We start from the raw sequence: 21,510 nt of genomic DNA, 5'->3' as shown, positions 1-21,510 counted from the left end.
ATGCTCGAAGGTTGCGACCGATCGCAGCCGACTGTCGCGACTTTCGACAAGAGGCGCGACAAGCCGCTGGGCCTTGGACTTGATATCCTCTGTTGCGGATTGCGCATGAACCGCGGACGAAATGGATAGCACGACTGCTACGCAGGAGCTGAACGCGATTGGACGCATGAGAGGCCCTTTCCAAAAAGTCTAGGGCCCAATCCGGCTTTCCTTCGATCGTTCCTAGGGCTCGCATCGTCAACGTTGGTTCTTGAGAGCAGGCGCAGCCCATTGCTTTCGGCGCGTCCGGCCTTCAGGGAGGTTCCAGTTTCAGAACCGCGCATCCAGCCGCAGGACCGTGGCGGGTAACAGATTGACGCCTTACTTCTGCGACGAGACCGCGCAATCTCTGCTATCCCCACCTTCACTGTTCGCGACCTTCAGGTTCGTGCGCGCAAGTATTGGCAGACCGGCTATGAACATCTCGATCGCGCTCTCGTAACACTCGTCGTAGGAAGGTGTGTCGAAGAACGAGTCCATGACTTCATGCAGGACGAATCCGCGAACGAGGCTGCGGAGGATTCGCAGAGCATCGTCTGCCGCCGTGCCGCGCAATCCGCACTCGGACAGGATTTGAGTCATAAACATCCGCAAGCTCTCCAATGCCTCTCGCCATTCAGCAGTATCTGTCGTGGGAGTCCGAAACGTTGCAGCGGACATTGCCGGGCGCTCGAGCGCATACCATCGCATCGCGTGTGCTGCCGCCCTCAACGCCTCGAAAGATCGCTTGCCTTCGCACGCAGCCTGCAATCGGCCGAGCAGATCGCGATAGCCTTTTATAGCCAGGAATCGGCGCATTTCGTCAATGCTGGACCGCTTCTCACCTGAGCAGCGTTCGAGTTCGGCGACAATGTCGTTTGCGAGCTTTCGCTCCCACGGGCTCGAGAACAAGTGCCCAACGTTGATGTCTGTATTCATCGCTGATCATCCTTCATGGAATAGCACGGGGGCTGCTTGATGTATTCGACCCAGACCTCCTCGCCGTTGCAGCGGGTGCGCCTGCACAACCGCGCAACGACGGTTGGTGCCCATGCGAACTGCAGGACGAATTGGGCGGGCGGCGGATCCTTCACACGCAACTGCGCGCCGGCGTCCCAAACCGTCGTGACTTCGCATTCAGTGCTCTGGCTTTCGTCCGGGCCGACAAGTCGCGCACGTAGTGGCGGATCGAAATGCACTCTCTTTGGTTCGTGTTTTACCTGAGCCGGGAAGCCGATAGTCACCGATCTCAAGGCATCGCCTCTGACAAGTGGTTGCTGCTTCGCCGGCAAGAAAGATTTGGTTTTTAGCTGCCGCTGAACTGGTTGGTTGTGCATCGGAACCCCTCGACTTCGATGTTCGTCCTTCCGTACTTTCACGGTTTCGCGCGAGCTCTCTTTCCTTTCACGCGAGAGCCTGCAATACGAGGCTCCTGGTGCAGTCGCGAAGCTATCCGTTCCGGGGCGGCTTTGCTCGGCCAGGTTGGAACTTCTGTTCGGCTGCCGCACCGTTAAGGAAGGGTGAATTGCAAACCATCTTCACGACCAGGGACGTGCATCCTCGTGATCGCTTCGACTATTGGCACAGCGTGGCGTGCAAGGAGATCGTCGAGCACGAGTCTTTCCCCGACTCGCGGGCTCACTTCGAAGCGGAGATCGAGGTCGGATCGGTAGGGGCACTGGATCTAGTCGCCTTCCAGAATTCTCCGCTCAAGGTGGAGCACGCGCAGGCCCATATTTCCCGGATGAGTTCCGACCAATTGCTTTTCTGTCGAGAAACAAGCGGTCTTGTGAGCGTGGAGCAAGACGGACAGCAAATCACTCTGCATCCCGGCGACATGACGCTGCTCGACCCGGCTCTCCCCTATTCAGCAAAGTTCTCCGAGGATTCGAGGACCTTGGTCCTAAAGCTACCTCGACGTGAACTGCAGGCGCGGGTAGGAAAGACCCGCGGCATGCTCGCACGACAAATTCCGGTGGGCGCAACCGATGACACTCTGATCTCATCTTTCAGCGCAGCGCTGCCAAGTCTGGCCGGACAGGTGCGCCCCGTTTGCGGACGATTGGCTGCTGATTTCATGCTGGATTTGATTGCGTTCTCGCTCGCCAAAGCCGTCGAGAGCACCACGCTCCGCATCTCCTCGACCAAAGCAATGGCAATCCTGGAAATCCGCGCCACGATTAAATCGAGGTTAGCGGATCCCGACCTCGATCCTCAGTCGGTCGCCGATGCCGTGGGCCTTAGTGTCCGTTACGCAAACAACATTCTCGCTTCGCAGGATACTTCCATAGGGCGCCTGATCTTGCGGGAGAGGCTTGAAAAGTGTCGGCAGGCTCTCGAAGAACCTGTTCAATTGCGGCGTAGCGTGAGCGAGGTTGCATTCGGGTGGGGGTTCTCCGACCTGACGCACTTCGGCCGATGCTTCAAGAAAGTCTATGGAATGTCGCCCAGCGACTACCAGCTTTCTCACCGAAAAGGGTAGACAAGCTTTCGCTCAGCTTGCGGCACGAGGCCGGAGCAGAGCGAGATCATCGCCTCCGTCGCGGTCACAGTTCAAATCAGCAAATCATGATGCGCAGGTACAATGGCTTGGTGCGCGCCGTTATTGCCGTGATCGTCCGCGTGTCCGCTCAGTGCATGAGGGACGATCTTGACGAGGTCCTCCGCTTGACCAGGTGGAACGTGCGGATCGAGCAGATCATTGAGCTGTTTCAGCTCAACGACCGTAACGAGAGCAGAAGGAGTTGCGCCGCTATCGAAGCGGAACACCGGTCCTTGGTCCAGGCCGCCGGTCCCCAACGCAGCTTTGGCGGGGTGTGCGTCTTCTGATGCGATTGCAGCGGATTGCGCGGCGTGCTGCGAGTTACCGTGTGCGGGGTTACCGCCGCTTGCGACGCTTGGCTCTCCGATATCGGCTGCTTGCGATGCGTTTGCAGAGGTTGAGTGTAACTCGTTCTCCGAGTTGCCGTGGTCCACGGTGGCCGGTTCTGCCGTCTTCACTGCCCCCGCAGGCTCCGAAGCCGAAGCGTGATGCTCGGCGCCGTGGCCGACGCCGTTGCCCGGCTTGGAGCCAGCTTCAGTCGATTCTGTGGATGCCACCTTTGCAGAGCCCGGCTCCGAAGCGTGCTGCGCATTGCCGTGGCCCGGGTTGGCGGCCGTTGCGGCGCCCGGATTGGTCTCAGCTGCGTCCGGTGCGTTTGCAGCGCTCCAATGCTCGGATTTGCCGTGTTCCGTCCCGCCTGGTTCTGCCGTCTTCGCAGGTCCGTGCGCAGCATCAGAAGCCGAAGCGTGATGATGATCGGCGCCATTGCCGGCGCCGTTGTCCGATTTGGAGCCAGCTTCAGTTGATTCGCTGGCTGCCGCCTTTGCAGACTCTGGCTTCGAAGCGTGCTGCGAGTTGCCGTGGCCTGCGCTGGCAGCCGCTGCGGCGCCCGGATCCATATCGGCTGCGTCCGGTGCGGTTGAGTGCCCGGGTTTGCCGTGTTCCGCGCCCGCTGGCTCTTGCTTCTTCGCTGCCCCTCCCGCAGCCTCTGAAGCCTTATCGTGATGCTCGGCGCCATTGCCGACGCCATGGCCCGGTTTGGAGCCAGCTTCAGTCGATTCGCCGGCTGCCGCCTTTGCAGACCCCGGCTCCGAAGCGTGCTTTGAGTTGCCATGACCCGCGCTGGCTGCCGCTGCGGCGCCCGGATCGATATCGGCTGCGTCCGTTGCGTTTGAGTGCCCGGCTTTGCCGTGTTCCGCGCCGTCTGGTTCTGCCTTCTTCGCTGACCCTCCCGGAGCCTCCGGGCCCTTGTCGTGATGCTCGGCGCCATTGCCGACGCCGTTGCCCGGCTTGGAGCCATCAGTCGATGGGTCCGGAGCGTGCTGCGAGTTGCCGTGGCCGGCGTTGTCGGCCGTTACGACGCTGGGTTGGTCGATCTCATTCGGTGCAGTCGACGAAACGCCAGCGCCCGTATTGGTCGGACCACTGTTCGATGTGACATTTGCAACTGCCGGGGCCGTCGCGCTATGCGCAAGCTCGATGGATGATCCGTGAGCCGACGCAGCAGACGGACCATCGCTCTCTTCCGTTGCATCCGCCGACGCGTCGGTGGAGCTCCCGAGGCTCGTCGACGTTCCCAAGCCGGACCGATGCCCGAACTGGAAACCCGAGCCGTTGTTGGCAAGTATAGCCCAAGCTCCAGCCGTCCCGAGCGAACTCTCGCTCCCCTCGATAGTGGTTTGGACATGGTCCTTGCTCGAAGCAGCCTCATCGGTTTCGGTCGCGGATATCAGCACTGCTTCGAGCTGCTCCAAGGTAGTCGCGACAGCGGCGCCATCTGACTCGGAGGCGACGTCCGCCTCCGCAATGGATACAATCCCCTCCAGATGGATTTCCAGCAGGCCGCGATCGCCGATATCAAGGTTACGATCGGTCGCATTCACATAGACGATCGTTTCGTTGCTTGCGGAGTCGTAGACCCAGGCGAGTGTATGTGGCGGTATAGACTTGGCTGCCGCCGTCATATGCAGCCAGGCAAGCGCTCCGAAAGCCGCAAGATTGATCCTGCCCGGCCCAGATGCGAAGTCGAACACGGTGTCGGAAGCTGTCGACTTGGAGTCGATCGGGGAACGATAAACTACGTTTTCTACGTTGCCGCCTACGCCGATACTGGCCTCGTGACCAAGGTCCGCGCCAACAGGTTTGTGGAGATTGTCACCCGCATCGCCCGCGCCCTTTTGAACCAGAGCGCCTTCTTGAGCGGCGTTGTCGTGTCCAGTGGTCACACCGGCGGAAGACGGATGGACATCGTGCGAAAGGAAACTTGGGGCTGAATGGTCGTCATCATTGGCGGCAGCATGAGTGATCGCAGCCAGTTTTGTGGTCGCACTCTCTTGGGTAACGGCCAGGATGCTGTCGATCGAGGCTTCACGGAGGTCATGCGCGTGCGCGGCGAGATGGGGGTCCTGCAGTGCGTAGATCAACGCACCGGTGAGAATAGCAAAGTTGCCAGACCCTCCGTGCATCGACATCGCATTGGAAAGAAGCCGCGGGAATTGATGTTCCGGGGCCGGGTCGTCACCGATCTGGATGTCGATCGCTTCTCGCAGCAAGCGCGCAGGAAGATCGGGCGCGCTCGATCCAGCAGGACCGTGGTGTGTCCACGGTGTCGCGCCTCCGGATTGCTCGGCCGTGCGCAGCGCTTCCATTGCCGCCGCCGGGTTCGTGATCTGGGCGGCCTTGGCGAACAAGTCTCTCTGGGCTTGCGTGGGCGTCTCGCCGGATTCCCAGACGACGAGGTGCCGGAGAATGCCTTTTTTCCAGGGCTCATACGCGGCGTGCTCGTATCCCGCGTGCTCGTCCGCGTGGCCGACGCCGTTCTCATCCGGGAAGATGCCGTTCGCTTCCGACGCCTTGAGTTCGTCCGCAATTGCGAGCGCCAGAAAGGCCAGGGAGAGCGCGGCCAGGCCGGAGGGGCGTTGCAGCAATGCGATGGTCGCGAGCACGGTTCTGTTGGTGATCTCAAGCTTCTGGAAAATATTGTACAGGTGGACCTTGACCGTCCCGTCGGACACGTTGAGCTGACGCGCGATCTCCTTGTTCGACAGTCCTTCCGCCACGAGCCGTGCAATTTGACGTTCCCGTTGCGTCAACAGCTCCAACATCTTTTCGACTTTGCCGTCGCCCTCCGCTTCCTTGCCGGTTGCCGAGAGATCGGACTTCTCCAGTGCCACACCGCTCTTCGTCATCACCCGCAGTGATCGCAGCATCGTGGCGGGAGAGGCAAACTTAGAAATTGCGCTGCAGGCGCCGGCTGCGATAGCGGAAGCCAGATCGTGGTCGGTGTCGGACTCGGCGAAGAACACCAGGCGCGTGGAGAGCTTCTCAGCTTTCACGATCGCGAGGATCTCGGAGACCGTCAGATCCGGCACCCTGTCGGCAAGAAGCGCGACGTCGGGTGTCAAATTCCGAATTGCTTCGAGGCAGCTTGTCCCATCGCCGGACGTTGCGACGACCTCGAAGTCCGGCTGCGTCCCGAGAACCGACCTCAGTCCCTGCAACACGATCGGCTGCGGATCGACGAGCACAAGCCGGATGGGCTTGAGTATCCCTTGCCTGGCGGATGCGTCCAACATCGATCTTGCCCTCGGCCCGGTCCTCTATGTCCTTCGGCATATGGCCGTGGCCGGGTGGGATACTAAAATCATAGGAGGCTCGGCGGTTCCCGAGCCCACACCAGATTTGGACGCATGTGAGTGAAAATATGTCCTTTGACCCCATGGCCGTTGCTGTCGACTGGCTAGATGCCTATCGCGCGGGCGATATAGAGGCGATCCTGGAGCTCCATGCCGACAATGCCGTTGTGCACTGCGGCTGTGCTGGCCACCAAACCATCACCGGGCGCGAGGCACTGCGTGCCTATTGGGTCGATCACCTCCGAAAATATCCGGCAGGCACGCTGGATGACCTCAATCCCTGGAAGAACGACGGGACGATTATCTCGTACATCACCAGTGCCGGCGTGATGAGTGCACTCTTGGCGTTTGACGCCGCCGGCAGGATCAAGGAACTGGAGTGCAGTCCCTCACACCAGGCCTGAGGCGTGATTCAAGCCGCCAGCGGGACGCGACTTGATTAGATGAGCTGCCTCGCCGCGGCCGAGATCATCACCAGCCCGCCGGTGATCACCGCGACGTCGAGGATCGCGGTGTGGATGTGTACCGGCATCCGCTCGACAAACGCTTTGGCCAGGAACGCGCCGGGAATCGCGATTGCGCCGATCAGAAGCGCAAAGGCGAGCACCTGTGCGGTCACGGCGCCGGCAAGGCCGAACACCGAGATCTTGATGAGGCCCGTGCCGAGCGAGATCATCGCGTCGGTCGCGATCACGGCGGCGCCCTCGAGCCCCGCGGCCATCAGCAGCGACAGCAGGATCACGCCGGAGCCGGAGGTGCCGCCGACCAGCACGCCATAGCCGACCGAACCGGCCGCGAGACCGGTGTCGCCGATCCTGACCTGGCGGCGGCGGAGCACACGGCGCAGCGGCACGCTCAGGATCAGCATGGAGCCGATCACCAGTGCCGCGCCGGCATTGGTCAGCCGTGTATAGCCGTAGGCGCCGAGGGCGGTCGTAACCGCTGCACAGGCCAGCACGATCAGCGCGCGGCGGCGATCGGCGTAACGCAGATAGGCGATCGCGCGGCTGGAATTGGTGAAGATCGCGGAGATCGCGATGATCGGCACCACCGGCTCGGCGCCGACGAGAGGGACCAGCACCAGCGGCATCAAGGCGCCGGTGCCGTAGCCGGCGAGACCACCAATGATCGAAGCAAACAACGCCATCAACGCGACCAGCAGGAGCTGAAAAATCGAGATGTCGGCGAAGCCTGAGACGATGGTCACGTTCTCTCGTCGCGGCTGATTCGTGCCGCAGCTTGATCGGCGATGGAAGCGATTGCGGCTTGCTCCAGGGGAAAATCCGCCGCAAGCCAAGCGTCCTCCGCGAGCGTCAAGACATGTCCGAGCGCGGGTCCTTCCGCCATGCCGCGCGCGATGAAGTCGGCGGCGCGCAGCGGAAATTTCGGCGCAGTCCAGCGCTGCGGCAACTCGGCGAGCGCACGCCATCGCGACGAGCCGACGTCGCCGCCGGCTCGCGCCCAGCCCAGCACCACGCGATCGTGATAGCGCTCCGCACCGAGCCGGTAGAGCAGCCGCCGCGCATCGGCCTCGCCCTTGGTGGCCAGGCGCCACCAGCGGTGCCCCATCGAATCCAGCGCCTTGGTTTCCGCATTGGAGAGCCTCAGGCGCGTGGCGACGCGCTTGGCGTCTTCGGTCACCGCGACCGTCAGCGCGGCGAGCCGCCGCGTGCTGCTTGCGGTGAGGCCAAGCTCGCGCTCGATCGCGATCATCGCCGAGAGCGGCCCGGTGTAGACCACGCCGCCGGTCAGCGCTTGCAGCAATCCACCGTCCGCCATGGCGAGCGCGGCGGCAGAAGCGCCCTGAGCGACGAGCAGCTTCAGCATCTCCATGCGCAGCCGCTCGGCTGACAGGCTCGCCAGGCCCGCGCGTCCCCGGATGCAGGCGAGGTAGCCGTCGCGGTCGGGATCGCCGGCGCCAAAGGCGGCGTGGATGCGGAAGAAGCGCAGGATGCGCAGGAAATCCTCGGCGATGCGCTGGTCGGGATCACCGATGAAGCGCACGCGACGCGCGGCCGCATCCGCGATGCCTCCGACATAATCGTGGACGACGCCGTCACAATCGACCGAGAGGCCGTTCATGGTGAAGTCACGGCGTTCGGCGTCCTTCACCCAGTCGCGGCCGAACGCGACCGTGGCCTTGCGGCCGAAGGTCTCGGTATCCTCACGCAGCGTCGTGACTTCGTACGGTTGCCCGTCGATGACGAGGGTGACGGTGCCGTGGTCGATGCCGGTCGGCACGGCCTTGATGCCGGCGCTCTTGGCCCGCCGCATCACCTCATGCGGGAGCGCCGTGGTCGCGATGTCGATGTCCCCAGGCACGAGGCCGAGCAGCGCGTTGCGCACGGCGCCGCCGACCACCCGCGCCTCCTCGCCATCCGCGTTGAGCATTTGCAGGACGCGCGCGGTCCCGCCCGAAATCAGCCAGGGCGCATCGGCGAGCATGGGCACCGCGCTCATCGGCCGGCCCTATCTTTCCACGCCCGGCACGAGCTTGCCGTTCTCGATATGGGCGGGGACATAGGTCGAATCCGGCGCGGCGCCGGAGTAATGCGCAAAGCCGATCAGCCCCGCGATCACCAGCACGAGCGCCGCCAGCATGAGACGCGCGACGATGGTGGTTGGCCAGGACGATTGCACGAACAGGCCGGAGCGCGTGGCGGCCAGGAACAGCGCATAGACGGCAAAGGGAACGAGGAAGATTCCGATCTCGGTCAGGATCGGTCTGATCATGATGAATAGATCCGCTCGTAGAGCACACGCAGCATGCCGGCCGTCGCGCCCCAGATGTAGCGTTCCGCAAACGGCATCGCGTAGTAGGACCGCTCCATGCCGCGGAATTCCTTGCTATGCACCTGGTGGTTGGCCGGGTTCATCAGGAAGGATAGCGGCACTTCGAACGCATCATCAACCTCGGAATGGTTGATCGTCAGCTCAAAACCCGGGCGCACCCTGGCAACCGTCGGCAGGATGCGGAAGCCAAAGCCGGTGCCGTAGAGATCGAGATAGCCGATCGGCTCGACGAAGTCTCTGGACAGCCCGACCTCCTCCTCGGCCTCGCGCAGCGCCGCATCGAGCGGCGAGCGGTCGATCGCGTCGATCTTGCCGCCGGGAAAGGCGATCTGGCCGGCATGGTCGTTCAGATGCGCCGAACGCTGCGTCAGAAGGATGGTCGGCTCGGGATGATCGACCACCGCGATCAACACCGCCGCCGGCCGCACCGGCTGCTCGCGCGCGATGATCTCGAGCATCTTGTCGGTGCCGGGATCGCCCGAGGCCGGAATGATGTTGGGATCGTAGAGACCGGGCGGAACGTCGAAGCCGAGCCGCGCCGTGGAGCGGGCGAAGAAATCGGCCGCACCGATCACGGCGGGATCGTTCCTGGAAATAGGCTTGTTCAAAGCGCGGCCCTCACCTGCTCCGCATCGGCCATGGCGAAGAATTCGCCGGCCGATTCGACACCGAACATCGGCTGGCCATCGACCATCCGCTCCTCACCCATGTCAACCAGATCGTAATAGAGCGCGCGGGTGACCTTGGCCCAGAGCTCGGCGCGGACATGCAGATAGGGCGTCAGCCCGCCGTCCTTGGCCTGCTCGAAGCGCAGCCGGTGCGCCGCATCGCAGGTGACCCAGTCGTCGACATTGGTGCGGAAGCGGAGCACGCGGTGGTTGTCCTCGCCGTCCTTCTGCATCTCGACCGCCATGAACGGCGCGTCGTCGACGCGAATGCCGACTTTCTCCACCGGCGTGACGAGGAAATGCTTGTCGCCTTCACGCTTCAGGATGGTCGAGAACAGGCGAACCAAAGCATGACGGCCGATTGGCGTCCCCAAATAGAACCAAGTACCATCGGATGCGATTCGCATGTCGAGATCGCCGCAAAACGGCGGATTCCACAAATGCACCGGAGGCAGGCCCTTTTTGGCACCTTCGGCATCGGCAGCAGTTTTGGCAGCGGCAGTCAGCCCCTCGAGACCGCGATCGGCGCTCTGCCCTTGGTTCGCCATGGTTTGCCCTGACTTTGTCATTTGGCACGATCGGTCATTTGGCACGATTGGTGCAGGTTTACGTTGTATCCGGGTGCTCGGTTCCACCCCGCATTTGTCCGGTGTGGAGGTCGCCACTTCGTGATGCCCTACATATCCCTAAGCCGATAAGGTGGGGATAGGTTAATTCAACGAATACATGGCCTTCCTGCAAGTCTAGCATAGGGCCCGCGTCTTGAGTTGAGGACGTGATGACATGACGACGCAAGCGAGCCGCATGGCAGGCTGAAGGAGCTAACGGATGGCGGAGAGTGTCGAGAAGCTCGAAGACGGTGTCGTCCGTTCGGCCGAGCAGGTGTCGAGCCAGATTCGCGCGGCAAAGGATGCGATCGCGTCCGTCATCTTCGGTCAGGATCGCGTGATCGAGAACACGCTGGTCACCATCCTCTCCGGCGGCCATGCGCTGTTGATCGGCGTCCCCGGCCTCGCCAAGACCAAGCTGGTCGAGACGCTCGGCGTCACGCTCGGCCTCGATGCCAAGCGCATCCAGTTCACGCCCGATCTGATGCCTTCGGACATTCTCGGCGCCGAAGTGCTCGACGAGAGCACCTCCGGCAAGCGTGCCTTCCGCTTCATCTCCGGCCCAGTGTTCGCACAACTGCTGATGGCCGACGAGATCAACCGCGCCAGCCCGCGCACGCAGTCGGCGCTGCTCCAGGCGATGCAGGAGCAGCACATCACCGTTGCCGGCGCGCGTCACGATCTGCCGAAGCCGTTCCACGTGCTCGCCACGCAAAACCCGCTGGAGCAGGAAGGCACCTATCCGCTGCCTGAAGCCCAGCTCGACCGTTTCCTGATGGAGATCGACGTCGACTATCCCGACCGCGACGCCGAGCGCCGCATCCTGTTCGAAACCACCGGCGCCGACGAAACGCTGGCGAAGGGCGCCATGACACCTGACGCACTCATCACCGCGCAGCGACTGATCCGGCGCCTGCCGGTCGGCGATTCCGTGGTCGAGGCGATCCTGTCGCTGGTGCGGTCGGCCCGTCCGGGTCCGGACGGCGGCGACACCAGCAAGTTCATCGCCTGGGGACCGGGCCCGCGCGCCAGCCAATCGCTGATGCTCGCGGTGCGCGCACGCGCGCTGATCGACGGCCGCCTCGCGCCCTCGATCGACGACGTGCTCGACCTCGCCGAGCCCGTGCTGAAGCACCGCATGGCGCTGACGTTCCAGGCGCGCGCCGAAGGCCGCACGATTCCGGACGTCATCAAGCAGCTCAAGACACGGATCGGTTGATGGCCGCAGAGAACGGGCACGCAGCGAAGGAGGTCATCGCGATCCGACGTGCCGATGGCGAAAGCCGCACGCTCGCAGCTTCCTTGCCGCGCCTGGTGCTCGAGGCCCGCCGTATCGCCGCCAACGTCATCCACGGTTTGCACGGCCGCCGTCGCGCCGGCTCCGGCGAAAATTTCTGGCAGTACCGCCGCTTCGTCTCCGGCGAGCCGTCGCAGAACGTCGACTGGCGGCGCTCGGCGCGTGACGATCTTCTCTATGTCCGCGAGCTCGAATGGGAAGCCTCGCACACAGTCTGGATCTGGCCCGACCGCTCGCCCTCGATGGCCTTCGCTTCAAAGCAGGCGCGCGAATCCAAGCTCGAGCGGACGCTGATCGTCGCCTTTGCGCTGGCCGAGCTGCTCGTCTCCGGCGGCGAGCGCGTCGGCATTCCCGGGCTGATGGCACCGACCGCGAGCCGCAGCGTCATCGACAAGATGGCACAGGCGATGCTGCATGACGATGCCGACCGCCTGAGCCTGCCGCCATCCTTCGTGCCCGCGGCGCTGGCCGAGACGATCGTGCTGTCGGACTTCTGGTCGCCGATCTCCGAGATCAGGACCACGCTCGCCGGCCTGTCCGGCTCCGGTGCGCATGGCACGCTGGTGCAAATCGTCGATCCCGCCGAGGAATCATTCCCGTATTCCGGCCGCGTCGAGTTCGTCGAGCCCGAGGGATTCGGCGTGATCACCGCCGGCCGCGCCGAGAGCTGGGCGCAGGATTACACCACGCGGCTCGCGCTGCACCGCGACCAGATCCGCGCCGAGACCAACAAGCTCGACTGGCTGTTCACGACCCACGCCACCGACCGCTCTGCCGCTGAGCTGCTGCTGTTCCTGCATGCCGGCATGCAGGTGAGCAAATCGGGCGCCCGCACCACGACCATCAAGGCGGGGCCCGCCGCATGATGGGACTGCCGCTCGCCTTCACCGAACCGCTGCTCCTGATCGGCCTCGTCAGCCTGCCGGTGCTGTGGTGGCTGTTGCGCGTGATGCCGCCGCGGCCACGCCGCATCGAGTTTCCGCCGACGCGCCTGCTGTTCGACATCGCACCGCGCGAAGAGACACCGTCGCGAACGCCGTGGTGGCTGACCGCATTGCGGCTGCTGGCTGCGGCGCTGGTCATTTTCGCCGCCGCCGGCCCGATCTGGAATCCGCAAACGGGCGCGGCCACGAGCAAGGCGCCGCTGATGATCATGTTCGACGACGGCTGGAGCGCGGCATCGAACTGGGACATCCGGATCAGGGCCGCCGACGAGTTGATCGCCAGTGCCGAGAACGACCGCCGTGCGATTGCGCTGGTGCCGCTGTCCGAGCCGAACCGCGATATCACCCTGATGCCGGCGGGCGCCGCGCGCGTCGCGCTGCGGCAGCTGACGCCAAAGCCGTATTCGATCGAGCGCGTCGAGACCCTGACCGCCATCGATCGCTTCCTGAAAGCGACCGGCGACTGCGAGATCGCCTGGCTCTCCGACAGCGTCGACACCGGTCGCGGCGAGGAATTCGTGACGGGCCTCGGCAAGACCATCGACGATCGCAGCCTGACCGTGTTCGAAGGCGGCACCTCGTCGCCGCTGGCCCTGGTCGCGGCCGAGAACGCCGCAGCCAAAATGACGGTGAAGGTGCTGCGCACCGACAGCGGCATCGCAATCGGCACCGTGCGCGCGTTGGACCAGAAGGCCTCGCCGATCGGCGAGGCCCGTTATTCGTTCGGCCCGCAGGACAAGGAAGTTGAAGCTTCGTTCGATCTGCCGGTCGAGCTGCGCAACGACATCACGCGGCTGGAAATTGCCGGCGAGCGCTCCGCAGGCGCGGTGCAGCTGCTCGACAAGCGCTGGCGCCGCCGCGCCATCGGCATCGTCTCGGGCTCCACCAGCGAGACCGCGCAGCCGCTGTTGGCGCCGACCTTCTATCTCACCCGCGCGCTGGCGCCGTTCGCCGACGTGCGGCTCGCCGACAAGGGCTCGCCGCAGCAGGGCATTACTCAGTTCCTCGACCAGAAGCTGCCGATGATCATCCTTGCCGATGTCGGCACCATCGCGCCTGAAATCCGCGAGCGTCTCAATGCCTGGATCGACCAGGGCGGCGTGCTGGTGCGGTTCGCCGGTCCGCGGCTGGCGCAGGCCGAGGACGATCTCGTTCCGGTCAAGCTGCGCAAGGGCGGCCGGACGCTCGGCGGCAGCCTGACCTGGGAAAAGCCGCAACATCTGGCCTCCTTTGCCGCCGACGGTCCGTTTGCCGGCGTGGTGGTCCCCAAGGACGTCACCATCAGCCGCCAGGTGCTGGCCGAGCCCGACGCCGTGCTCGCCACCAAGAGCTGGGCGTCGCTGGAAGACGGCACGCCGCTGGTGACCGGGGAGCATCGCGGTAAGGGCGTGGTCAGCCTGTTCCACGTCAGCGCCGACATGCGCTGGTCGGATCTGCCGATGTCGGGCACCTTCGTCGAAATTCTGCGGCGTGTCGTCGACATGTCCGGCTATACCGCCAAGCCGGGGGCAGGCGTTGCCACTGAAGGGACCGCCGAGACGGTGGCGCCGCTGCATATCCTCGACGGCTTCGGCGCCTTCGGTCCGCCGCCGGCCGCCGCAAAGCCGCTGCCCGCGGATTATCGCGACCGCGCCACACCCGATCATCCGCCAGGCTTCTATGGTCCGGCAGAAGGACCGCTCGCCGTGAACACGCTTGCCAGCGCCGACCGTATCGCAGCCCTGAACACCGCGAGCCTGCGCGCCCGCCGCGCCACTTACACCAATGCCGAACCGCAGGATTTGCGCGGCTGGCTGCTGTCGACGGCGCTCGCGCTGTTCCTGATCGACGCCATCATCGTCGCGGTGCTCGGCGGCGGCCTTGCCGCGCTGCTGCGCCGCCGCGCCGCGCCCGCGATGATCGTCGTTGGGTTGGCTCTCGCGGGCCTCGCCTCGTTCGTGCCGACGCCGTCGCACGCGGACAGCGCGTCCGACGAGTTCGCGATGAAGGCGGTGTCGCAGACCCGCCTCGCTTATGTCGTGACCGGCAATGCCGACGTTGATTCCATCGTCAGGGCTGGGCTATCGGGACTGACGCTGTTCCTGGCCCAGCGCACCGCGCTCGAGGCCGGCGACCCCGTCGGCATCGATCCGGCGCGCGACGAGCTCGCCTTCTTCCCGCTGATCTACTGGCCGATCGTGCCGGGCGCGCCCAAGCCGTCGCGGGACGCCATCAACAAGATCGACGTCTACATGAAGCAGGGCGGCACCGTGCTGTTCGACACCCGCGACGCGGTCGAAGCGCCGCCCGGCGCGAACGGCGCCGCGCAGACCCCCGCCATGCAGACGCTCCGCGAGATCCTGTCCTCGCTCGACGTGCCCGAGCTGGAGCCGGTGCCGCGCGAGCACGTGCTGACCAAGACCTTCTTTCTGTTGCGCGACTTTCCCGGCCGCTTCACCACCGGCCAGACCTGGGTCGAGACCTTGCCGCGTGACGACGACGACGATGGCGCGCAACGGCCGGCACGCGGCGGCGACGGCGTCTCGCCGATCATCATCACCTCGAACGACCTGGCCGGCGCATGGGCCGTGCGGCCCGACGGCCAGTCCATGCTGCCGGTGACCGGCGGCGACCCCCGCCAGCGCGAATTCGCCTACCGCGCCGGCGCCAACATTGTGATGTACACGCTGACCGGCAACTACAAGGCCGATCAGGTGCACGCGCCGGCCCTGATCGAACGGCTGGGGCAATAGGATCTATATGAATTACGGCATCGCATTCACGCCGCTGGTTCCCACGATCGTCCTGTGGCTCGCGCTGGCCGCGATCGTCGTCATTGCGCTCGTGCTGCTGCTGGCGCGTGCGCGCGGCGCTGCCGTGCGCGTGGCCGCGCTGGCGCTGTTCCTGCTGGCGCTCGCCAATCCCTCCTTCACCCGCGAGGACCGCGATCCCCTCACCTCGGTCGCCGCAATCGTCGTCGACAAGAGCCCGAGCCAGAATTTCGGCAATCGCAATCGCGAGGCCGCTCAGGCGCAGGAAGCGCTGGTCGACAGCCTGAAGAAGATCAAGGGGCTTGAGGTCCGCGTCGTCGATGCCGGACAGGCCGACGGAGAGACCGACGGCACCAAACTTTTCGGCGCGCTGGCCTCGGCCTTGTCGGACGTGCCTGTCGACCGCGTCGCCGGCGCCTTCCTGATCACCGACGGCCGCGTCCACGACATTCCGGCCAACGCCGCCGGGCTCGGCTTCCAGGCGCCGGTGCACGCGCTGATCACCGGGCAAAAAGACGAGCGCGACCGCCGTATCGCGGTCATCGCAGCGCCGCGCTTCGGCATCGTCGGGCAGCCCCAGACCATCACCTACCGCCTCGACGACCAGGGCGTCAGCGGCGAGCGCGCCAAGGTCACGGTCCGCAGGGACGGCGAGGTGATCAACGAGCGCACGCTGGGAAGCGGCCAGAGCGCAAGCGTCGATGTCGACATCAAGCATTCCGGGCCGAACATCGTCGAGATCGAGGCCTCGCCGCTCGAGCGGGAACTGACGCCGGTGAACAACCGTGCCGTCGTTGCCATCGACGGTGTGCGCGACAAGCTGCGCGTGCTGCTGGTCTCGGGCGAGCCGCATTCGGGCGAGCGCACCTGGCGCAATCTGCTCAAGTCCGATGCCAGCGTCGATCTCGTCCACTTCACCATTCTGCGGCCGCCGGAGAAGCAGGACGGCACGCCGATCAATGAATTGTCGCTGATCGCATTTCCGACCCGCGAGCTGTTCCAGCAGAAGATCAACGAATTCCAGCTGATCATCTTCGACCGCTATGCGCGCCAGGGCGTGCTGCCGATCGCCTATTTCGACAACATCGCACGCTACGTGCGGTCCGGCGGCGCAGTGCTGGTCTCGGCCGGCCCTGACTACGCCTCCAACACCAGCATCTGGCGCACGCCGCTGGATTCGGTGCTGCCGGCCGAACCGGTCGGGGTGACGGAAAAGCCGTTCTACGCGCATCTGTCCGACGTCGGCAAACGCCATCCCGTCACGCGTGGCCTCGAGGGTTCGGCCTCCGAGCCGCCGCGCTGGAGCCGGTTCTTCCGCACCGTCGATACCCGCAATGCGGTCAACCCGCCCGTCATGACGGGCGTCGACGGCAAGCCGCTGCTGTTCCTGTCGCGTTTCGGCGAGGGCCGCGTGGCGCTGCTGCTCTCCGACCACATCTGGCTGTGGGCGCGCGGCTATGAAGGCGGCGGCCCGCATCTCGACCTGTTGCGGCGGATGTCGCACTGGCTGATGAAACAACCTGATCTGGATGAGGAAGCGTTGCGCCTGCAGGTGCAGGGCAAGAATCTCGTGGTGGTGCGCCAAACCATGGCGGACAGCGTTCAGCCGGTGAGCGTGACCTCGCCGTCGGGCGTGTCGCGCGACCTGACGCTTGCGGCCGGCGATCCCGGCGAATGGCGCGCCAGCCTGCCGGCGAGCGAGCTCGGCCTGTGGCAAGCCACCGACGGCACGCTGAAGGCGCTGATCAATGTCGGCCCGACCAATCCGAAGGAGTTTTCGGAAGTCACCTCCACCACCGAGACGTTGAAGCCGCTGACCCAGGCCACCGGCGGTGACGCCGTGCGGGTGGTCGACGGCGCCAGCGTCGAGCTGCCGCGCATCCTGCCGGTCCGCTCGGCGAGCGTCTTCCACGGTGACGGCTGGATGGGCGTGCGGATGCGCGACGCCAGCGTCGTGAAGGGCGTCGGCGTGCTGCCGATCTTTGCCGGCCTGATCGGGTTGCTGCTGCTGCTTGGCGCGTTTGCTGCGACGTGGATCCGCGAAGGGCGCTAGGCGGCTCACGCGCCTCCCTTCGCTTCACGCGGAGTTACTCGACCATGACAGACCCACTTCAACCAATCGGTTCTGGAGCCGAACGAACGCTCGACCAGCGCACGTTCAGCTCGCCTCGTCAGACAACGCGCTACATCCAGTGCGGGCCGGCAGACGGACCGTTGATGATCTTCGTCCATGGCTGGCCGAGCATCAGTTTGATGTGGCGCGCGCAGATGGGCGCGTTTGCCGCCGACGGTTGGCACTGCGTCGCTCCCGATCTGCGCGGCTACGGCGGCTCTTCCACCCCTGCAGCCAACGACGCCTATACCATCGAGAAAATCGTGACGGACATGGCCGAACTCCATGATCACCTTGGCGGCAAGCCTGCGATCTGGGTTGGCCACGACTGGGGCTGTGTTGTGGTCGGTGAGTTGGTCGCGCATCAGCCCAAGCGCAGCCGCGGAGTCGTGCTGAGCTCGCTGGCGTATCAACCCGACGGGCACGCCCTGCGCACAGTCGTCCCGCTGGTCGACCGAAAGATTTATCCGGTTGACCAATATCCGGACGGCCAATGGGATTACTACCGTTACTACACCACGCACTTCGAGGCGGCGGTCGCCGACCTCGATGCAGATTTGGCAGCATCGCTGGCGTCGATCTTTCGGCCAGGCGACCCCGCCGGCATCGGCAAGGTTTCGCCGAATGCGATGGTCACGCGCAATGGAGGGCGCTTTGGCGCCGCGCACCGCGCCCCGCTGATTGAGCCCGATCCGGCTCTCTGGCCGCCGGCGGACTTCGACGTGCTGGTGCAGTCGTTCAAGGCTCATGGCTTCCGCCCATCCTGCGCGTGGTACCTGAACGACGACGCCAACATCGCCTATGCGCGCAAGGCACCCAGTGGCGGCCGCCTGTCGCAGCCGGTGCTGTTCGTTAACGGCGACTTTGATCAGATCTGCAGCATCACCGGAAATCGCCAAGGTGACCCGATGCGGGCCGCCTGCCCGGACCTGACCGTGACGAGCCTGCCCGCAGGGCATTGGCTGCCGCTGGAGCGCAAGGCAGAACTCATCGAGGCCATCCGCATCTGGCTCCAGAGCAAAAAGCTCTGATGCCGTAGGCTTTCAGTTGCCCGCACGACACAGCGAGGAGCCGGCCCGCTCGGGTCGGCTCGACAGCGGTTGACATCCACTGACCGATCGGGCGATGTTACATTATAACGTCGCGGGATCAGGGATGGTCCCTCGCGATGTGGGGTGGCGTTTCCATATGAAGTGGTTCCGGTCGAATATCAGGCACGGCGCCCGGCTCGCGATCTTCGCGATGCTGGTGCAGTTCGCGCTGACGTTCGGCCACAGCCACTGGTTCGCCCAGGCTGCTCCCCTCGCCCAGCCCTCGCTGCAGCAGACCGACAGCAACCAAGGACTGGCTTCGATCGACCGCGCCGCGGTCGAGCGGCAATCGCCGTTGGCTCCCGACCGGGAGCACCCGGGCGAGGACAATTGCGCGATCTGCGCATTGGTCGCGATGGCCGGCACCGTCATGTTCGCGGCGCCGCCTGTGTTGTTGCTGCCGCAGGCGATCGAGCTGCTCTACCGCACCACCGACGCCGAATTCGTCCACCTGAAATCGGCCGGCACGGCATTCCAGCCCCGCGCCCCTCCCGCGTCCTGACTTCCAACAACGCTTGATCACGCCCGGGCTCGCCGCTTTCAGGCGCGTACCCGGGAGCAGTTGAAGTCGAATTCCGTCGTGCAGCGACGGCAGGCCGCCGCCGATCAGCAGACCATCATGCGGACGGCGCCTGATTGGAATCAAGACCATGTCATTTGAATTGCGACGCGTGCAGCATCTCGCCGGAGCAAGCCTGCTCCTGCTCGGCGCCGCCGCCACATCCGCGCTCGCCCAAGAACCTGTACAACAGCCTTCGCAGGATAAGTCGTCGACGGAAATCCCTGCCGTCACCGTGACGGCGCCAAGCCCGATCGTGCGTAGAGCCGTGGTGCCGACCCGCAGCCCGGTCCGCGTCGCCCACACCGGACGATCGCGCAGCCGCCAGCCCGCGGCGGAAGCCACGCCGGCGGCAGCGGCTACCGCCGCCGCACCTCAGCAGGGCGTGCTGCCCATCGTGACCAACCAGTTCGCGACGGTCACGGTGGTGCCGAACGAGGAGATCCGCCGCGAGGGCGGCGGCCAGCTCGGCGACCTCCTGTTCTCGAAACCCGGCATCACCGGATCGAGCTTCGCGCCCGGCGCCTCCAGCCGGCCGATCATCCGGGGGCTCGACGTCAACCGCGTCGGCATCGTCGAGAACGGCACCAATGCCGGCGGCGCCTCCGATCTCGGCGAGGACCATTTCGTCCCGATCGATCCGCTCGCGACCAACCAGGTCGAAGTGGTGCGCGGGCCGGCTGCGCTGCGCTACGGCTCGACCTCGATCGGCGGCGTCGTCAGCGCCACCAACAACCGCATTCCGGACGCGCTGCCCTCCTGCGCGCCATCGTTCCAGGCCTACGGCATGCCCACCAAGGCGCCGCTCGCGAGCGCCGCGACGTCGCCTTGCGTCACCGCTGAAACGCGCAGCGCGTTCAGCTCGGTCGATCGCGGCGTCGAGAGCGGCGTGCTGCTCGACACCGGCGGCGGCAATTTTGCCTTCCATGCCGACGTCTACGGCCGCAACACCACCGATTACAGCATTCCGAGCTACCCGTATCTGAATGATCAGACGCGGACCGTCGCCAACGGCCGCCAGCCCAATTCGGCGACGCGCTCGGACGGCGCCTCGATCGGCGGCTCCTACTTTTTCCAGGGCGGCTATATCGGTGCGGCGATCACGCAGAACGACGCGCTCTACCACATCCCCGGCATCGACGGCGCCGACCACAACACGCGGATCGACGGCCACCAGACCAAGATCAACGTCAAGGGCGAGTACCATCCCGACGCCGCCGCGATCGATGCGGTCCGTTTCTGGGCCGGCGCGACGAACTACAGGCACAACGAGATCGGGCTCGCGGACACGACCGACCCGACGACGGATGGCGTGCGGCAGACCTTCACCAACAAGGAGCAGGAGCTCCGCACCGAAGTGCAGCTGATGCCGTTCAACGCGCGCTTCGCCGAGGTGACGACGGCGTTCGGCTTCCAGGCGGGCCACCAGGAGCTGACCGCGCCAAGCCCGGATGATCCCGGCGCGCTATTCAATGGATTGTGGGACCCGAACCGGAACTACCGGGTCGCGGGTTACGTCTTCAACGAGTTCAAATTCACCGAACAGACCAAGGCGCAGATCGCGGGCCGGATCGAACATGTCGAACTGCACGGGTCGACGCCCGATTTCCCCGCAGATTTCCTGCCCGACGGGACGCCGCAAACGAGCACCGTCCGCAATCCGTCTTTCACGCCGAAGAGCGGCAGCATCGGCTTGCTGCAGGACCTGCCGGGCGGCATGGTCGGCAGCATCACCGCGCAATATGTCGAGCGTGCGCCCAAGCCCGCCGAACTGTTCTCGCGCGGCGGCCATGATGCGACCGCGACCTTCGACATCGGCAATCCGAACCTCACCATCGAGACCGCGAAGTCGGTCGAAATCGGCTTGCGCAAGGCGACCGGACCATTCCGGTTCGAGGCGACCGCCTATTACACGCACTTCGACAATTTCATCTATCGCCGCCTTACCGGCGTGATGTGCGACGGCGATTTTGCCTCCTGCGGCGCGCCCGATGCAGAGCTGAACCAGGCGGTCTACTCACAACGCAATGCCAACTTCCGCGGCGGCGAATTCCAGTCGCAGCTCGACGTCGGTGCATTCCAGGGCGGCATCTGGGGCATCGAGAACCAGTTCGACGTGGTCCGGGCCACCTTCACCGACGGCACCAATGTGCCGCGCATTCCGCCGGTGCGGCTGGGCGGCGGCGTGTTCTGGCGCGACGACAACTGGCTTGCCCGCATCAACCTGTTGCACGCATTCGCTCATAACGACGTCGCCGTGATCGCGGAGACGCCAACGGCGGGCTACAATTTGCTGAAGGCCGAGGTCAGCTACAAGACCAAGCTCAACCCGAATGCATTCGGCGCGCGCGAGATGCTGCTGGGCCTCGTCGGCAACAATCTGTTGAACGAAAACATCCGCAATTCGGTGTCGTACACCAAGGACGAGGTGTTGATGCCCGGCATCGGCGTGCGAGCGTTTGCGAACTTCAAGTTCTGAAAGCGAGATAGCT

At 64.8% G+C, this 21,510-nt stretch carries 17 protein-coding genes; 9 read left to right on the top strand and 8 right to left on the bottom strand.

The window, feature by feature from the left end:
• Nucleotides 1-360: 360 nt before the first annotated feature.
• Nucleotides 361-957: a TetR-like C-terminal domain-containing protein gene (locus AC0L2F_RS18510; RefSeq protein WP_007607062.1), complete on the bottom strand. Its 597-nt coding sequence runs from the start codon at nt 955-957 to the stop codon at nt 361-363.
• Nucleotides 954-1,355 carry a hypothetical protein gene (locus tag AC0L2F_RS18505; protein ID WP_473249348.1) on the bottom strand — a complete coding sequence of 134 codons (402 nt, stop codon included), beginning with the start codon at nt 1,353-1,355 and terminating at the stop codon, nt 954-956. The genes AC0L2F_RS18510 and AC0L2F_RS18505 overlap by 4 nt, the downstream gene beginning before the upstream one ends.
• 188 nt (nt 1,356-1,543) lie before the next feature.
• Here AC0L2F_RS18505 and AC0L2F_RS18500 point away from each other — a divergent pair, with 188 nt between their 5' ends.
• Complete coding sequence (locus AC0L2F_RS18500) at nt 1,544-2,500, top strand: AraC-like ligand-binding domain-containing protein (protein WP_473249347.1); 957 nt, start codon at nt 1,544-1,546, stop codon at nt 2,498-2,500.
• Between the two features lie 71 nt (nt 2,501-2,571).
• Here AC0L2F_RS18500 and AC0L2F_RS18495 read toward each other — a convergent pair whose 3' ends face one another.
• On the bottom strand, nt 2,572-6,135 hold the full coding sequence (locus tag AC0L2F_RS18495) for a response regulator transcription factor (protein ID WP_473249346.1): 3,564 nt from the start codon (nt 6,133-6,135) through the stop codon (nt 2,572-2,574).
• 128 nt (nt 6,136-6,263) lie between these two features.
• Between AC0L2F_RS18495 and AC0L2F_RS18490 the strand changes: the two genes are divergently transcribed.
• Nucleotides 6,264-6,599, top strand: coding sequence for a nuclear transport factor 2 family protein (locus AC0L2F_RS18490; protein ID WP_063993495.1), 336 nt, complete (start codon nt 6,264-6,266; stop codon nt 6,597-6,599).
• Nucleotides 6,600-6,634: 35 nt separating this feature from the next.
• Here the strand turns inward: AC0L2F_RS18490 and AC0L2F_RS18485 are convergent, their stop codons facing one another.
• The 5 genes from AC0L2F_RS18485 to AC0L2F_RS18465 are packed head-to-tail and all read right to left on the bottom strand — an operon-like array spanning nt 6,635 to nt 10,204.
• Nucleotides 6,635-7,402, bottom strand: a complete 768-nt coding sequence (locus AC0L2F_RS18485; RefSeq protein ID WP_473249345.1) for a sulfite exporter TauE/SafE family protein — start codon at nt 7,400-7,402, stop codon at nt 6,635-6,637.
• On the bottom strand, nt 7,399-8,655 hold the full coding sequence (locus AC0L2F_RS18480) for a CCA tRNA nucleotidyltransferase (protein WP_473249344.1): 1,257 nt from the start codon (nt 8,653-8,655) through the stop codon (nt 7,399-7,401). Before AC0L2F_RS18480 ends, AC0L2F_RS18485 begins: the two co-directional genes overlap by 4 nt.
• A gap of 9 nt (nt 8,656-8,664) precedes the next feature.
• On the bottom strand, nt 8,665-8,928 hold the full coding sequence (locus tag AC0L2F_RS18475; RefSeq protein WP_473249343.1) for a DUF6111 family protein: 264 nt from the start codon (nt 8,926-8,928) through the stop codon (nt 8,665-8,667).
• On the bottom strand, nt 8,925-9,596 hold the full coding sequence (locus AC0L2F_RS18470; RefSeq protein ID WP_007607044.1) for a CoA pyrophosphatase: 672 nt from the start codon (nt 9,594-9,596) through the stop codon (nt 8,925-8,927). Before AC0L2F_RS18470 ends, AC0L2F_RS18475 begins: the two co-directional genes overlap by 4 nt.
• Nucleotides 9,593-10,204 (bottom strand): DUF1285 domain-containing protein, encoded by a 612-nt coding sequence (locus AC0L2F_RS18465; protein ID WP_063993497.1) that lies wholly within the window; start codon nt 10,202-10,204, stop codon nt 9,593-9,595. The genes AC0L2F_RS18470 and AC0L2F_RS18465 overlap by 4 nt, the downstream gene beginning before the upstream one ends.
• 280 nt (nt 10,205-10,484) lie before the next feature.
• Between AC0L2F_RS18465 and AC0L2F_RS18460 the strand changes: the two genes are divergently transcribed.
• The 7 genes from AC0L2F_RS18460 (at nt 10,485) to AC0L2F_RS18430 (ending at nt 21,497) form a co-directional block, all read left to right on the top strand.
• Nucleotides 10,485-11,483: an AAA family ATPase gene (locus tag AC0L2F_RS18460; protein WP_007607042.1), complete on the top strand. Its 999-nt coding sequence runs from the start codon at nt 10,485-10,487 to the stop codon at nt 11,481-11,483.
• Nucleotides 11,483-12,427, top strand: coding sequence for a DUF58 domain-containing protein (locus AC0L2F_RS18455; RefSeq protein ID WP_473249342.1), 945 nt, complete (start codon nt 11,483-11,485; stop codon nt 12,425-12,427). Before AC0L2F_RS18460 ends, AC0L2F_RS18455 begins: the two co-directional genes overlap by 1 nt.
• Complete coding sequence (locus tag AC0L2F_RS18450) at nt 12,424-15,237, top strand: DUF4159 domain-containing protein (protein ID WP_473249341.1); 2,814 nt, start codon at nt 12,424-12,426, stop codon at nt 15,235-15,237. Before AC0L2F_RS18455 ends, AC0L2F_RS18450 begins: the two co-directional genes overlap by 4 nt.
• 7 nt (nt 15,238-15,244) lie before the next feature.
• A complete protein-coding gene (locus tag AC0L2F_RS18445; RefSeq protein WP_473249340.1) occupies nt 15,245-17,308 on the top strand; it encodes a hypothetical protein in 2,064 nt (687 codons plus the stop codon).
• Nucleotides 17,309-17,352: 44 nt separating this feature from the next.
• Entirely contained in the window at nt 17,353-18,399 is a 1,047-nt protein-coding gene (locus AC0L2F_RS18440) for an alpha/beta fold hydrolase (protein ID WP_473249339.1), read from the top strand.
• 157 nt (nt 18,400-18,556) lie between these two features.
• Nucleotides 18,557-18,961 carry a DUF2946 domain-containing protein gene (locus AC0L2F_RS18435; RefSeq protein ID WP_063993501.1) on the top strand — a complete coding sequence of 135 codons (405 nt, stop codon included), beginning with the start codon at nt 18,557-18,559 and terminating at the stop codon, nt 18,959-18,961.
• A 148-nt stretch (nt 18,962-19,109) separates the two neighbouring features.
• A complete protein-coding gene (locus AC0L2F_RS18430) occupies nt 19,110-21,497 on the top strand; it encodes a TonB-dependent receptor (protein WP_473249338.1) in 2,388 nt (795 codons plus the stop codon).
• The last annotated feature ends 13 nt before the right edge of the window (nt 21,498-21,510 follow it).

This window comes from Bradyrhizobium sp. Ken64, from assembly GCF_055807555.1.
This window is presented reverse-complemented; position numbering and strand designations above follow the sequence as displayed.

Coding starts and splice junctions, on each gene's coding strand:
- AC0L2F_RS18510 (WP_007607062.1), bottom strand. CDS start 957: ATGAATACAGACATCAACGTTGGGCACTTGTTCTCGAGCCCGTGGGAG.
- AC0L2F_RS18505 (WP_473249348.1), bottom strand. CDS start 1,355: ATGCACAACCAACCAGTTCAGCGGCAGCTAAAAACCAAATCTTTCTTG.
- AC0L2F_RS18495 (WP_473249346.1), bottom strand. CDS start 6,135: ATGTTGGACGCATCCGCCAGGCAAGGGATACTCAAGCCCATCCGGCTT.
- AC0L2F_RS18490 (WP_063993495.1), top strand. CDS start 6,264: ATGTCCTTTGACCCCATGGCCGTTGCTGTCGACTGGCTAGATGCCTAT.
- AC0L2F_RS18480 (WP_473249344.1), bottom strand. CDS start 8,655: ATGAGCGCGGTGCCCATGCTCGCCGATGCGCCCTGGCTGATTTCGGGC.
- AC0L2F_RS18475 (WP_473249343.1), bottom strand. CDS start 8,928: ATGATCAGACCGATCCTGACCGAGATCGGAATCTTCCTCGTTCCCTTT.
- AC0L2F_RS18465 (WP_063993497.1), bottom strand. CDS start 10,204: ATGGCGAACCAAGGGCAGAGCGCCGATCGCGGTCTCGAGGGGCTGACT.
- AC0L2F_RS18460 (WP_007607042.1), top strand. CDS start 10,485: ATGGCGGAGAGTGTCGAGAAGCTCGAAGACGGTGTCGTCCGTTCGGCC.
- AC0L2F_RS18455 (WP_473249342.1), top strand. CDS start 11,483: ATGGCCGCAGAGAACGGGCACGCAGCGAAGGAGGTCATCGCGATCCGA.
- AC0L2F_RS18450 (WP_473249341.1), top strand. CDS start 12,424: ATGATGGGACTGCCGCTCGCCTTCACCGAACCGCTGCTCCTGATCGGC.
- AC0L2F_RS18445 (WP_473249340.1), top strand. CDS start 15,245: ATGAATTACGGCATCGCATTCACGCCGCTGGTTCCCACGATCGTCCTG.
- AC0L2F_RS18440 (WP_473249339.1), top strand. CDS start 17,353: ATGACAGACCCACTTCAACCAATCGGTTCTGGAGCCGAACGAACGCTC.
- AC0L2F_RS18435 (WP_063993501.1), top strand. CDS start 18,557: ATGAAGTGGTTCCGGTCGAATATCAGGCACGGCGCCCGGCTCGCGATC.
- AC0L2F_RS18430 (WP_473249338.1), top strand. CDS start 19,110: ATGTCATTTGAATTGCGACGCGTGCAGCATCTCGCCGGAGCAAGCCTG.